Source organism: Xanthobacter pollutisoli, assembly GCF_040044995.1.
Classification (GTDB): domain Bacteria; phylum Pseudomonadota; class Alphaproteobacteria; order Rhizobiales; family Xanthobacteraceae; genus Xanthobacter.
Genome location: NZ_JBDZDP010000003.1, coordinates 11647 through 25705 on the forward strand (window position 1 = coordinate 11647; position 14059 = coordinate 25705).

The 14059-nt window shown below is 67.6% G+C and carries 13 protein-coding genes; all 13 read right to left on the reverse strand.

The features are described from left to right. Positions 1-2: 2 nt before the first annotated feature. The 13 genes from nuoL to ABLE93_RS08875 all read right to left on the reverse strand — a co-directional run bounded on the left by nuoL (position 3) and on the right by ABLE93_RS08875 (position 14048). Positions 3-1928: an NADH-quinone oxidoreductase subunit L gene (gene nuoL, locus ABLE93_RS08815; RefSeq protein ID WP_348839387.1), complete on the reverse strand. Its 1926-nt coding sequence runs from the start codon at positions 1926-1928 to the stop codon at positions 3-5. 4 nt (positions 1929-1932) lie between these two features. After that, positions 1933-2241 carry an NADH-quinone oxidoreductase subunit NuoK gene (gene nuoK / locus ABLE93_RS08820; protein WP_024278575.1) on the reverse strand — a complete coding sequence of 103 codons (309 nt, stop codon included), beginning with the start codon at positions 2239-2241 and terminating at the stop codon, positions 1933-1935. Between the two features lie 11 nt (positions 2242-2252). Beyond that, positions 2253-2867, reverse strand: a complete 615-nt coding sequence (locus ABLE93_RS08825; RefSeq protein WP_348839389.1) for an NADH-quinone oxidoreductase subunit J — start codon at positions 2865-2867, stop codon at positions 2253-2255. Positions 2868-3133: 266 nt separating this feature from the next. Next, entirely contained in the window at positions 3134-3622 is a 489-nt protein-coding gene (gene nuoI, locus ABLE93_RS08830; protein ID WP_024278573.1) for an NADH-quinone oxidoreductase subunit NuoI, read from the reverse strand. A gap of 43 nt (positions 3623-3665) precedes the next feature. After that, complete coding sequence (gene nuoH / locus ABLE93_RS08835; RefSeq protein ID WP_348839390.1) at positions 3666-4685, reverse strand: NADH-quinone oxidoreductase subunit NuoH; 1020 nt, start codon at positions 4683-4685, stop codon at positions 3666-3668. 63 nt (positions 4686-4748) lie between these two features. Further along, complete coding sequence (gene nuoG / locus ABLE93_RS08840; protein ID WP_348839392.1) at positions 4749-6827, reverse strand: NADH-quinone oxidoreductase subunit NuoG; 2079 nt, start codon at positions 6825-6827, stop codon at positions 4749-4751. A gap of 118 nt (positions 6828-6945) precedes the next feature. After that, positions 6946-8247: an NADH-quinone oxidoreductase subunit NuoF gene (gene nuoF / locus ABLE93_RS08845; RefSeq protein ID WP_348839394.1), complete on the reverse strand. Its 1302-nt coding sequence runs from the start codon at positions 8245-8247 to the stop codon at positions 6946-6948. Positions 8248-8252: 5 nt separating this feature from the next. After that, on the reverse strand, positions 8253-9134 hold the full coding sequence (nuoE, locus tag ABLE93_RS08850; protein ID WP_348839395.1) for an NADH-quinone oxidoreductase subunit NuoE: 882 nt from the start codon (positions 9132-9134) through the stop codon (positions 8253-8255). A gap of 75 nt (positions 9135-9209) precedes the next feature. Then, positions 9210-10397, reverse strand: coding sequence for an NADH-quinone oxidoreductase subunit D (locus ABLE93_RS08855; protein WP_348839788.1), 1188 nt, complete (start codon positions 10395-10397; stop codon positions 9210-9212). A gap of 32 nt (positions 10398-10429) precedes the next feature. Further along, positions 10430-11059 (reverse strand): NADH-quinone oxidoreductase subunit C, encoded by a 630-nt coding sequence (locus tag ABLE93_RS08860; protein WP_348839396.1) that lies wholly within the window; start codon positions 11057-11059, stop codon positions 10430-10432. 15 nt (positions 11060-11074) lie between these two features. Further along, the gene (locus ABLE93_RS08865) at positions 11075-11659 is read right to left on the reverse strand and encodes a NuoB/complex I 20 kDa subunit family protein (protein WP_348839398.1); all 585 of its coding nucleotides are present in this window, start codon (positions 11657-11659) and stop codon (positions 11075-11077) included. Then, entirely contained in the window at positions 11650-12015 is a 366-nt protein-coding gene (locus ABLE93_RS08870; RefSeq protein ID WP_348839400.1) for an NADH-quinone oxidoreductase subunit A, read from the reverse strand. Before ABLE93_RS08870 ends, ABLE93_RS08865 begins: the two co-directional genes overlap by 10 nt. A 488-nt stretch (positions 12016-12503) precedes the next feature. Beyond that, complete coding sequence (locus ABLE93_RS08875; protein WP_348839402.1) at positions 12504-14048, reverse strand: DUF3300 domain-containing protein; 1545 nt, start codon at positions 14046-14048, stop codon at positions 12504-12506. Positions 14049-14059 lie beyond the last annotated feature (11 nt).

Genomic DNA, 14059 nt, shown 5'->3' on the forward strand with positions numbered 1-14059 from the left:
CGTCACACTCCGGCGAACATGAACCAGGTGATGAGGGCCGCGACGCCGATGAGCATCACGAAGGCGTAGTGGTAGAGGTAGCCGGTCTGCAGGCGCACCACGCGGCCGGTCACGTCGAGCACCCGGGCGGAGACGCCGTCCGGCCCGAGGCCATCGATGATGGTGCCGTCGCCGCGCTTCCACAGCACGCGGCCGATCCACAGTGCCGGCTTCACGAAGATCGCGTTGTAGAGCTCGTCGAAGTACCACTTGTTGAGCAGGAAGCGATAGAGCGCATCCTGCGACTTGGCGAGCGCCACCGGCACCTTGGGATCGACAAGGTAGAACCAGATCGCGATCAGCGAGCCGATGACCATCATCACCGTGGGCATGAATGCGGCCCAGCCCGGAATCTCGTGCATGGCGTGGAGGATGTGGTTCTCCGCACCCATGAAGATGGAGTGGCGGAAGAAGTGCTCCACGCCCTCGCCGGCGAAGATGTTCTTGCCGAGCAGGCCAGCGAAGATCGCGCCGACCGACAGCACGCCGAGGGGAATGGTCATCACCAGCGGGCTCTCGTGGGCGTGCTCGTAATGATGGTGGTCGTGCGGGTGACCCCAGAAGGTGAGGAAGATGAGGCGCCAGGAATAGAAGGCGGTGAGCGCCGCGGCGATCACGGTCATCCAGTAGCCGTAGGTGTGGAAATAGTTGTGGCTCGCATAGGCCGCCTCGATGATGGCGTCCTTGGAATAGTAGCCAGCGAGGAACGGGAAGCCGGTGATGGCCAGCGTGCCGATCACCATCGTCCAGTAGGTGAAGGGGATCTTCTTCCGAAGCCCGCCCATGTGCCGCATGTCCTGCTCATGGTGCATGGCGTGGATGACCGAGCCGGCACCGAGGAAGAGCAGCGCCTTGAAGAAGGCGTGGGTGAGCAGGTGGAACATGCCGATGGAATAGGCGCCCGCGCCCATGGCCACGAACATGTAGCCGAGCTGGGAGCAGGTGGAATAGGCGATCACCTTCTTGATGTCGTTCTGTACCAGGCCGACGGTGGCGGCGAAGAAGGCGGTGGTGGCACCCACCAGCATCACGACGTTGAGGGCGGTCTGCGAGAGCTCGAAGATGGGCGACATGCGCGCCACCATGAACACGCCAGCCGTCACCATGGTGGCGGCGTGGATGAGGGCGGACACCGGGGTCGGGCCCTCCATAGCGTCGGGCAGCCAGGTGTGCAGCAGGAACTGGGCCGACTTGCCGCACGCGCCGACGAACAGCAGCAGCGCGATCACCGTCGGGGCATCCCAGTCATGCCCGAGGAAGGAAATGGTCTTGCCGGCGAGGCCCGGAGCGGCCGCGAACACCTGCTCGAAGGCTACCGAGCCCGTCATCACGAAGATGGCGAAGATGCCCAGCATGAAACCGAAGTCACCCACGCGGTTGACCACGAAGGCCTTCATGGCCGCGGCGTTGGCCGAAGGCTTCTCATACCAGAAACCGATGAGCAGGTATGAGGCGAGGCCCACGCCCTCCCAGCCGAAGAACAGCTGGAGGAGGTTGTCCGCCGTCACCAGCATGAGCATGGCGAAGGTGAACAGCGACAGATAGGCGAAGAAGCGCGGCCGGCTGGGGTCCTCGTGCATATAGCCGATGGAATAGAGGTGCACGAGGGAGGACACAGTGGTGACCACGATCAGCATGATCACGGTCATGGTGTCGATGCGGAACGCCCAGTCGACCTTGAGGTCGCCCACATAGATCCACTTCATCACCTGCACGCGCGTGTCGTGCTCGCCGAAGCCGACCGAGAAGAACGCGATCCAGGAGAGCAGGCACGCGACGAACAGGAAGGAGGTGGTCACCACCTCGCTGGCGCGGTCACCAATCTTCTTGCCGAACAGGCCGGCGATGAGGAAGCCGAGAAGGGGGAGGAAGACGATCGCCTGATACATGGCCTCAGCCCTTCATGGCGTTGATGTCCTCGACGGCGATCGAACCGCGGTTGCGGTAGAACACCACGAGGATGGCGAGGCCGATGGCCGCCTCGGCTGCGGCGACGGTGAGCACCAGCAGCGCGAACACCTGGCCCGTCAGGTTTCCGAGGAAGGCGGAGAACGAGACAAGGTTGATGTTCACGGCGAGCAGGATCAGCTCCACCGACATGAGGATGACGATGACGTTCTTCCGGTTGAGGAAGATGCCGAGCGTCCCGAGCGTGAACAGGATCGCCGCGACGGTGAGATAGTGGGAGAGACCGATGTCCATGCTCATCCCCCTCAAATGCCCTGGCCGGGACGCACCTTGACCACCTCGATGGCGGTCTTGGGGTCGCGCGCCACCTGGGCCGAGATGTTCTGCCGACGCACGTTCACCTTGTGGCGCAGCGTGAGCACGATGGCGCCGATCATGGCGACCAGCAGCACGAAGCCGGCGGCCTGGAAGAAGTAGATGTAGTCCGTGTAGAGCACCTGCCCGATGGCGCGCACGTTGCTCACCGCACCCGCTGCGGGGGGCACCGACTTCACCGCCGAGGCGACGCCGGGTCCGGTGGCCCAGGCGCCCACGACGAGCACCAGCTCGGCAAGGAAGATGAGGCCCACCACCACGCCCACCGGCATGTATTGCAGGAAGCCCTGGCGCAGCTCCACGAAGTCCACGTCGAGCATCATCACGACGAAGAGGAAGAGCACCGCCACCGCGCCCACATAGACCACCACCAGGATCAGCGCGAGGAACTCGGCGCCGATGAGGATGAAGAGGCCCGCCGCATTCACGAAGGCGAGGATGAGGAACAGGACCGACTGCACCGGATTACGCGACGAGATCACCATGAAGGCGGACGCCACCAGAACGAAGGCGAAGAGATAGAAAAACGCTGCCGCGACGCTCATGCGCGAAGCCCCCCTGCCCGCGGCGCGCACGCGCCGGTGATGCCCGGCCCCTGTGCGCGGCCGGCCTGCCGATTGCCGTGATGCAACCCAATTTCCCGAGGCATCCCAAAGTCCACCGTCTTGTCGCCGCGCGCAGGCGCGGCGAAAGGCTCAACCCCATCGCCGGCAGGATGCCGGCCCCAAAATCCCCCAAAAGCCGCCCACCCGGCGGCCCCTGATCTTCAACCCCTGCCGCCAAGGCGGCTTGGCCGTCGTCCGGCCGCCGCTCAGCGGTACGGTGCGTCGAGCGCGATGGAGCGCGCGATCTCACGCTCCCAGCGGTCGCCATTCGCCAGCAGCTTTTCCTTGTCGTAATAGAGTTCTTCGCGGGTCTCGGTGGCGAACTCGAAGTTCGGCCCCTCGACGATGGCATCCACCGGGCACGCCTCCTGGCAGAAGCCGCAGTAGATGCACTTCACCATGTCGATGTCGTAACGGGTGGTGCGGCGCGTGCCGTCGTTGCGGCGCGGACCGGCCTCGATGGTGATGGCCTGCGCCGGGCAGATGGCTTCGCACAGCTTGCAGGCGATGCAGCGCTCTTCCCCGTTGGGATAGCGGCGCAGCGCGTGCTCGCCACGGAAGCGCGGCGACAGCGGCCCCTTCTCGAAGGGATAGTTCAGCGTCGCCTTGGGCTTGAAAAAATAGCGCATGGCGAGGAAGAAGCCCGAGACGAGCTCGGTGAGGAAAATGGCGCGCGCGGCCTGATCGAGCTTCATGGACGCTCTCCCGGAAGGCGGTGCGAAAGGGTGAGGGGCAGGATCATCGCGGCGCCGTCCCGGTGAAGTGCAGCACGCCGGCGACCAGCACCACGGCGACCAGCGAGATCGGCAGGAAAACCTTCCAGCCGAGGCGCATGAGCTGGTCGTAGCGATAGCGCGGCACCATGGCCTTGGCCATGGCGAACAGGAAGAACATGAAGCACAGCTTCAGCACGAACCACACCAGCCCCGGCACCCAGGTGAAGGGCGGGAAAGGAATGGGCGAAAGCCAGCCGCCGAGGAACAGGATCGTCCCCATGGCGCACATGGTCATGATGGCCACGTACTCGCCAAGCATGAACAGCAGGTAGGGCGTCGAGCCGTATTCGGTCATGAAGCCCGCGACGAGCTCGGATTCCGCTTCCACGAGATCGAAGGGCGGGCGGTTCGTCTCGGCCAGCGCCGAGATGAAGAAGATGACGAACATGGGCAGGAGCGGCAGGAAATACCAGTTCAGCAGCCCGAACCGGCCGTTCTGCGCTTCGACGATGGCCGAGAGGTTCAGCGAGCCGGCGCACATCAGCACGGTGATGATGACGAAGCCGATGGAGACCTCGTAGGACACCATCTGCGCCGCCGAGCGCAGCGAGGCGAGGAAGGGATACTTCGAGTTCGAAGCCCAGCCGCCCATGATGATGCCGTACACGCCGAGCGACGAGATGGCGAAGATATAGAGCACGCCCACGTTCAGATCGGCGATCACCCAGCCATCGGCCAGCGGCACCACCACCCAGGCGGCGAGCGCCAGTACGCAGGTGACGAGGGGCGCGAGAAGGAAGATCGCCTTGTTCGCGCTGGCCGGGATGGTCGGCTCCTTCAGCACGAACTTCAAAAGGTCGGCGAACGACTGGAGCAGGCCGAACGGACCGACCACGTTGGGGCCGCGCCGCAGCTGCACCGCCGCCCAGATCTTGCGATCGGCCAAGAGGATGAAGGCGATGAAAATCAGCAGCGCCACGAGCAGCGCAAGGCTCTGCCCGAGGATGATGAGCACATGGATGAGGGTGTCCAGCCAAGTCATGTCCCAAACCCCGTGCCAATGCCCCTGTCGGAGACCGTCATTGCGTGCCGCTCCGCCATCGCTTTACTCCGCCGCCTCGGCCGCGGCGGCGAGCCGCAGCGCGGAGCATTCCGCCATCACCGCGGACGCCCGGGCGATGGGGTTGGTGAGGAAGAAGTCCTCGATGACCGGCACGAAGGCAGCCTTGTCGATGGAGCCGCCCGCCTCGCCCAGTGTCGCCACGGCGCTCGGATCGGCCACCGTCGCCTCGTCGATATGGCCGAGGTGGGGATAGGCCGACACCAGCTGAGCGCGCAGCGCCTGCATGTTGTCGAACGGCAGGGTCTGGCCCAGCACCTCGGACAGCGCGCGCAGGATGGCCCAATCCTCGCGGGCCTCGCCCGGCGGGAAGGCGGCGCGGTTGGCGAACTGCACCCGACCCTCGGTATTCACATAGATGCCCGACTTTTCAGGATAGGCAGCACCGGGGAGGATCACGTCGGCCCGGTGGGCGCCCTTGTCGCCGTGGGTGCCGAGATAGACGGCGAAGGCGCCGGGGGCGACCTCCACCTCGTCCGCCCCCATGAGGAAAGCGACGTCCAGCGCGCCGGGCGCGATCATGCCCGCCACATCGAGACCACCCTGCCCGGGAACCGCACCCACATCCAGCGCCCCCACGCGGGCGGCCGCGGTGTGCAGCACGCCGAAGCCGTTCCAACCGTCCTTCACTGCGCCTACCGCCAGCGCGACCCGCGCCGCGAGGGCGAGCACGGCGGCGCCGTCCGGGCGGGCCAGCGCGCCCGGCCCGACGATGACCAGCGGACGCTCGGCCTTGCGCAGCAGATCGCCGAAGGCGGAGCTGCCGGCCAGATCGCCGAGGCTGTCGGGGCCGGCACCGAGATAATCATAAGGGTAGGTCAAATCGACCTTGGCGCCGACGAGGCCGATCCTCAGCCCGCCCTGGCGCCAGCGCTTGCGGATGCGGGCATTGAGCACCGAGGCCTCATGGCGCGGATCGGTACCCACCAGCAGAATGGCGTCCGCCTGCTCGATGCCGGCGATGGTGGGGTTGAACACGTAAGAGGCGCGGCCGAGCGCCGGATCGAGCTTCGCCCCGTCCTGCCGGCAGTCGATGTTGGGCGAGCCGAGCTTGCCCATGAGCGACTTGAGGGCGAAAACCTCTTCGACGCTGGCGAGATCGCCAACGATGGCACCGATGCGGCCGGCCGGAGCGCCCTTGACCTTGGCGGCGATGGCGGCGAACGCCTCGCTCCAGGAGGCGGGGACGAGCCGGCCGTCCTTGCGCACATAGGGCCGGTCAAGGCGCTGGACCTTCAAGCCGTCCCACACATAGCGGGACTTATCTGAGATCCACTCCTCGTTCACGAGGTCGTTGTTGCGCGGGAGGATGCGCATGACCTCGCGGCCGCGGGTGTCGATGCGGATGTTGGAGCCCACCGCGTCCATGACGTCGATGGATTCGGTCTTGATGAGCTCCCACGGCCGGGCGTGGAACTGGTAGGGCTTGTGAGTGAGCGCACCCACCGGGCAGAGGTCCGCCACGTTGCCCTGCATCTCGGACCGCATGGCGTGTTCGAGATAGGTGGTGATCTCCATGTCCTCGCCGCGGCCGATGGCGCCGAGGTCCGGCACGCCGGCGACTTCCGTGGAGAAGCGCACGCAGCGGGTGCAATGGATGCACCGGTTCATGGAGGTCTTGACCAGCGGGCCGATGTACTTGTCTTCCACCGCCCGCTTGTTTTCGGCAAAGCGCGAGGTGTCCACGCCATAGGCCATGGCCTGGTCCTGCAGGTCGCACTCCCCGCCCTGGTCGCAGATGGGGCAGTCAAGGGGGTGGTTGATGAGCAGGAACTCCATCACCCCTTCGCGCGCTTTCTTCACCATGGGGCTGGTGGTCAGCACCACCGGCGGCTCGCCGTTGGGGCCGGGGCGCAGGTCCTTCACCGCCATGGCGCAGGAGGCCGTCGGCTTGGGCGGGCCGCCCTTCACTTCCACGAGGCACATGCGGCAGTTGCCGGCGATGGACAGCCGCTCATGGAAGCAGAAGCGCGGAATCTCGACGCCGGCCGCCTCACACGCCTGGAGCAGCGTGTATTCGGCCGGGACATCGACTTCTGTGCCGTCGACGACGATCTTCGCCATCACTTCCACCTCGCCTTATGCCGCGGCAAGCGCGGCGGGAGGCGTGGCGCCACGGCGCCGGCCTCCCCTGCCCATTCCTTCCCGCCCGTCGCGACCTCGCGCGCCACGCGGGAGCGTTCTATTCCGCCGCCACCGCGACCGGGTCCGGATGCGGGTTCGCCGCATACTGTTCGATGCGCGCCTCGATCACGTGGCGATAGTGCCGGATCAGTCCCTGCACCGGCCACGCAGCGGCATCGCCCAGCGCGCAGATGGTGTGACCCTCGATCTGGGTCGTCACCTCCAGCAGCATGTCGATCTCGCGCTTCTGGGCGCGGCCCTCGGCCATGCGGTTGACCACGCGCCACATCCAGCCCGTGCCCTCACGGCAAGGCGTGCACTGGCCGCAGCTCTCGTGCTTGAAGAAAGCCGAGATGCGGGCAATGGCCTTGATGATGTCGGTGGACTTGTCCATCACCAGCACGCCGGCCGTGCCGAAGGACGACTTCACCGCGCGGGTGCCGTCGAAATCCATGATGAGGTCCGCGCACTGCTCCGCCGGGATCACCGGGCAGGAGGCGCCGCCGGGGATGATGCCCAGCAGATTGTCCCAACCGCCGCGCACGCCGCCGCCATGCTTTTCCACCAACTCGCGGAACGGGATGCTCATGGCCTCCTCGATCACGCAGGGCGTGTTCACGTGGCCGGCGAGGGAGAACAGCTTGGTGCCCACGTTGTTGGGCCGACCGATGGAGGAGAACCACGCCGCGCCGCGCCGCAGGATGGTGGGGGCGACCGCGATGCTCTCCACGTTGTTCACCGTGGTCGGGCAGCCGTAGAGGCCCATGTTGGCCGGGAACGGCGGCTTCAGCCGCGGCATGCCCTTCTTGCCTTCCAGGCTCTCCAGAAGGGCCGTCTCCTCGCCGCAGATGTAGGCGCCGGCGCCGTGGTGGACGTAGAGGTCGAAGGGATAGTCGTGGACGTTGTCCTTGCCGATGAGGCGGGCCTCATAGGCCTGGTCCACCGCCGCCTGCAGGCGCTCGCGCTCGAAGATGTATTCGCCGCGGATGTAGATGTAGGCCGCGTGGGCGCCCATGGCGAAGGAGGCGATCAGGCAGCCCTCGATCAGCGTATGCGGATCGTTGCGCATGATCTCCCGGTCCTTGCAGGTGCCGGGCTCGGATTCGTCGGCGTTCACCACCAGATAGTGGGGGCGGCCGTCGGACTGCTTGGGCATGAAGGACCACTTCATGCCGGTGGAGAAGCCGGCGCCGCCGCGGCCGCGCAGGCCGGACGCCTTCATCTCGTTGATGATCCAGTCGCGGCCCTTCTCCAGGATGGCCTTGGTGCCGTCCCAGTTGCCGCGCTTGCGCGCGCCCTCGAGCCCGAAGTCGTGAAGGCCGTAGAGGTTGGTGAAGATGCGGTCCTTGTCGGCGAGCATGTCTCTCACTCCTCCGGGGCGCGCACGCCGGTGCCGGACTTCACCGGCTCGCGGTCGGAACCGGTGACGGACGGGCTCGACGCCTGCGCTTCGGCCGCAACGTCCTCGCGCTTCTCGCGGGAGTCGGTGCCGTCCGCCGCCTTCTCCTGGGCTGCGGCCGCGGCGCCGGTGGGATCAGCCGGGCTCGCCTCTGCCGCGCGCGGCCTGCCGGCGGAAAGCAGGTCGGCAGTCTCGGTGCCGCCACCGGAGGTGGAGGCCGGGGTCGGCTCGGGCGCGCCGAACGCATAAAGCGCAGGATCGAGCAGCACGCGGGCGCCGCCCTCGGGCTCGGAGCCATGGCGCGAATTCTGCGGACCGACCTTCACCGGACGTCCGGCGGCGAGATCATCGAGCAGCCTCTCGAAATTCTCAGGCGTCAGGTCTTCGTAATAATCGTCGTTGATTTGCACCATGGGGGCGTTGGTACAGGCGCCGAGGCACTCCACCTCCAGCCAGGAGAAGTTGCCATCGGCGGAGACGTGCCGCTCGTGACCGATCTTCTTCTTGCACACGTCGCGGATCTCTTCCGCGCCGCGCAGCATGCACGGCGTGGTGCCGCACAGCTGGACGAAATACTTCCCCACCGGTTCGAGATTGAACATGGTGTAGAAGGTGGCGATCTCCAGCACGCGGATATGCGCCATGCCGAGCCGGTCGGCCACCGCGCGGATGGCGGGCTCGGGCAGCCAGCCGCCGGCCGCTTTCTGCGTCTCCCACAGGAGCGGCACGACGGCCGAGGCCTGACGGCCTTCGGGATATTTGGCGATCAGCTTGTCGGCGATAGCCTCCAGCTCCGGCGGGAAGCCGAAGCTCTGGGGCTGCTCTGCGGCGAGGCGGCGGACGGACATGGGCTCAGATCCCGGAACAGGCGGCGCGCGCCGAGCGCACCGGCAGCGGGCGAAGGATGGCGGCGAGGCGGGCCATCAGCGGTCGACCTCCCCGAACACGATGTCGAGCGAGCCGAGCACCGCCGAGACGTCGGCGAGCATGTGGCCGCGGTTAAGGAAATCCATGGCCTGCAGATGGGCGAAGCCCGGTGCGCGAATCTTGCAGCGGTACGGCTTGTTGGTGCCGTCGGAGACCAGATAGACGCCGAACTCGCCCTTGGGAGCCTCGACCGCCGCATAGACGTCGCCGGCCGGCACGTGGAAGCCCTCGGTGTAGAGCTTGAAGTGGTGGATGAGCGCCTCCATGGAGCGCTTCATCTCGCTCCGCTTCGGCGGCGTCACCTTGTGGTCGGTGGCGTGGACCGGGCCCCCTTCGTTCAGCAGCAGCGCGACGCACTGCTTCATGATCGACGTGGACTGGCGCATCTCCTCCATGCGGACGAGATAGCGGTCGTAGCAGTCGCCGTTCTTGCCGATGGGGATGTCGAAATCGAGCTCGGAATAGCACTCGTAGGGCTGCGCGCGCCGCAGGTCCCAGGCGGCGCCCGAGCCGCGCAGCACCGGCCCGGAGAAGCCCCAGGCCAGTGCGTCCTCCAGCGAGACCACGCCGATGTCGACCGTGCGCTGCTTGAAGATGCGGTTGCCGGTGACGAGGGCGTCGAGGTCGGCCACGAGCTTCAGGAAAGGATCGCAGAAGGCGCCGATGTCCTCCACCAGCGCGCGTGGCAGGTCCTGGTGGACGCCGCCGGGCCGGAAGAAGGCGGCGTGCATGCGGCTGCCGGAGGCGCGCTCATAGAAGATCATGAGCTTCTCGCGCTCCTCGAAGCCCCACAGCGGCGGGGTCAGCGCGCCCACGTCCATGGCGAACGTGGTGACGTTGAGGAGGTGGGAGAGCAGGCGCCCGATCTCGCAATAGAGCACGCGGATGAGCTGGCCACGGCGCGGCACCTCGATGCCCAGCAGCTTCTCCACCGCGAGGCAGAAGGCGTGCTCCTGGTTCATCGGCGCGCAATAGTCGAGCCGGTCGAAATAGGGCACGGCCTGGAGATAGGTCTTGGCCTCGATGAGCTTCTCGGTGCCGCGGTGGAGCAGGCCGATGTGCGGGTCCACCCGCTCGACCACCTCGCCATCCAGCTCCAGCACGAGGCGCAGCACGCCGTGCGCGGCGGGATGCTGCGGGCCGAAATTGATCTGGAAGTTGCGGACCTTGTCGGCCGGCTTCATCTCGTCGGCAATATCAACCATGAGACGCTCCCTCAGCCGGCCTTGGGGGGTGCGGGCGGCTGGCCCGAGGCCTTCTCATCGCCGGGCAGGGCGTATTCCACGCCCTCCCACGGGGAGAGGAAGTCGAAGTTGCGGAACTCCTGCGGCAGGCGCACCGGCTCGTAGACCACGCGCTTCTGCTCGTCGTCGTAGCGCACCTCGACGAAGCCCGTGGTGGGGAAGTCCTTGCGCAGGGGATGGCCGTCGAAGCCGTAGTCCGTCAGAAGGCGGCGCAGCTCGGGATGGCCGGTGAACAGGATGCCGTACATGTCGTAGGCCTCCCGCTCGAACCAGTTGGCGCCGGGAAACACGCCACAGATGGAGGGCACCGGGGTGTCCTCGTCGGTGGCGACCTTGAGACGGATGCGCAGGTTCTGCTTCACCGAGAGCAGGTGGTAGACCACCTCGAAGCGCTTCTCGCGCGCCGGATAGTCCACGCCGCACACGTCGACGATGCAGGTGAAGAGGCAGGCCGGATCGTCCCGCAGGAAGGTCGTCGCCTTCACGATCTGCGACGGCTCGACGAAGAGGGTCAGCTCGCCATGGGCGATGTCGGACCCGAGAACGGCGCCGGCGAGGGCGCCGGAGACGTGGGCGCCGAGGTCTTTGAGGGTTTCGTCCATCGCTTCGGCTCCCGATCAGCGCTCGATGGTGCCGATGCGGCGGATCTTCTTCTGCAGCAGCAGGACGCCGTAGAGCAGCGCCTCGGCCGTGGGCGGGCAGCCCGGGACATAGATGTCCACCGGCACGATGCGGTCGCAGCCGCGCACCACGGCGTAGGAGAAGTGGTAGTAGCCGCCGCCGTTGGCGCAGGAGCCCATGGAGATGACGTAGCGCGGCTCCGGCATCTGGTCGTAGACCTTGCGCAGGGCGGGGGCCATCTTGTTGGTCAGCGTGCCAGCGACGATCATCACGTCCGACTGGCGCGGCGAGGCGCGCGGCGCGAAGCCGAAGCGCTCCACGTCATAGCGCGGCATGGAGACCTGCATCATCTCCACCGCGCAGCACGCGAGGCCGAAGGTCATCCACATGAGCGAGCCGGTGCGCGCCCAGGTGATGAGGTCGTCGGCGGTGGTGAGGATGAAGCCCTTGTCCGCCAGCTCGGCGTTGATCTCCTTGAAGAAGGGATCATCCGCGCCCACGGGGCGGCCGGTGGAGGGATCGACGATGCCCGTGGGGGCCTGGGCGATCTCGGGCTTGGTGGCCGAAGGGGTCAGTCCCATTCCAGAGCTCCCTTGCGCCATTCGTAGATGAAGCCAACGGTGAGGACACCGAGGAACACCATCATCGACCAGAAGCCGAGGTCGCCGAGCCCGCCGAAGGTCACCGCCCACGGGAACAGGAACGCGACCTCAAGGTCGAAGATGATGAAGAGGATGGAGACGAGATAGAAGCGCACGTCGAAGGTCATGCGCGCGTCGTCGAACGCGTTGAAGCCGCATTCATAGGCGGAAAGCTTCTCCGGGTCGGGATTCTGGTAGGCGACCAGGAAGGGCGCAACCAGAAGCGCGAGCCCGATGACGAGCGAGACGCCGATGAAAATGACCACCGGCAGATAATCCATGAGCAACGCGTTCATCTTGCTCGCACCTCGGGGCGCTGGATCGGGCCTTGAGCGGCGCTAACGGTCAAAGCGCTGGATTCGGGCGATCCGCTTGAAGCGTTACCGCGCCATACGGCTAGAGGAATTCGAAACGACGCCGCAGCCTTATCGCAGCGCCAGATGGGAGGCAAGTGCGCGTTTGGCCAAGCTGTCGTGCCATTCCGGAACTGCCGCAGCGGGCCGGCGGCAGGGGGCAACGCGGGCCCGCCGTTTGCCTTTCAGCAGTGCGCAACCTCAGGTCCGCGACCGGCCGGGACGCGGGCGACCGCAGGGCATTTGGAGCACCTTATCCTTTGGGAGCATGCGGCGGGGCCGACGCCGCATGATCGTGCGACACAATGCCGTGCGCAGCCGTGCGGGACACCCCAGACCAAGCTGAGCGCGGCGACGCGAAGACGCCGCGCGCAACCGTCCGCGAGACCCCGGCGCCGCGACTCGCTCGCCGCACCAGGGAGGCGGGCCGCTCAGTGGCGGCCGGCCCGGCCGCCACCTCCGCCGCGCATCTTCCCGCCGCCACCACCGCCACCGCCGCGGAGCTGGCCGCCGCCGCCCTGGAGCTTTCCGCCCCCGCCGCCGCGGAACTGGGCGCCGCCCGGCCCCTTGCCGCCGCCGCCCTTGAGCGCCTTCGGCTGGCCGCCCGCCTTGCCGCCGGTGGCCTTCGGTCCGCCACCGGGCGACTTAACGCCGGACGACTTGGCGCCAGACGACTTGGCGCCGGACGTCTTCAACTGCCCCGCGCCGGCTGGACCGCCGGGGCCACCAGGACCACCCGGGCCGCCGGGACCCCCGGGCTTGCCGGCGCCGCCGATCCCTGCAGGACCGCCAGGACCGCCAGGCTTCCCGGGACCACCGATACCGCCAGGACCACCGATGCCGCCGGGACCACCCGGCTTGCCCGGGCCGGCGATTCCCCCCGGGCCACCGGGCTTTCCCGGCCCGCCGGGAAACGGCTTGCCGGGATTGGGCTTCCATGGCTGCCCGACGCCGGGCCCTGGGCCGCCGGGCCCTCCGGGGCCCCCGGGACCACCCGGACCACCGGGCCAGCCGGGACCGCCCGGCCCACCGGGTCCACCCGGGCCTCCCGGCCAGCCGGGGCCGCCGGGCCCACCGGGCCAGCCGCCGGGCGGGCGCGGCGGAGGCGGACGCCATCCGGGATAGCCTGGCCACGGCGGGGGATAGACCCAGCCGCGGCCCCAGTTCCACGAATTGTTCCAGGTGCTGCCCACCAGCACGCCGGCGCCGAAGGCCAGCAGGCCCACACCGGCGGCGGTGTAGATGGCGCTGGAATCATACTGGGGCACATAGACCATCGTGGGGTCGGCGGAGGTGATATAGACCACGCTCCTGCCGTCCTCCTCCCGGGTCGTAACCACCTGTTTGTCGTTGCTCTTCAGCGAGCCGGCCGCGGCCGCTTTCGCGCGCAGGGCCTGGATGGCGACGGATACGTCCTCGGGCTGGCTGACGAAGGCGTAGCCGATGGCCTCGGTCCCCGAGAGGTCCTCGTTCAGCTTGGCGACGACGGTGGGAAAGCGCGCCAGCGCCTTCACCGATGGGTCCCACGACTGGCTGTCGACGCCGGAAAAATCGCCCCTGCCGGCCGCCGTCTTGTTGCGGTCGAGCCAGCGCTGGAGCTGCACAAGCTCCAGCGGATAGGCGGTTGCCGGCAGCATCTGGGCCAGCAGCGTATCGGGATACAGGGCGTAGGGCGCGAGCCATTGCTCAAGCTCTGCCAGCGTGTAGCGCGACGCATCTGCCGTTGTTGGGGCGGCGCCCGGCGCCGGGGGAACGGGAGCGGGCGCGGTTGCCGGCGGCGGGGGCGCCGGCGGAGCGGCATCGGCGGGCACGGGCGCGACGCTCGCGTCCGGGGGCACGGCGGGTTGCGCGGGAGCCTGCGCGAGGGCGGGAAAGATGCTCGTGGTCCAGCCGAAGGCCAGTGCCACCGCGAGGCGGGACCACCCCGCCAGCTCCCTGCGCCGACCCCACGTCCCGCGCCGCTCTTCGTCGGTCATGCTTTCCCCCT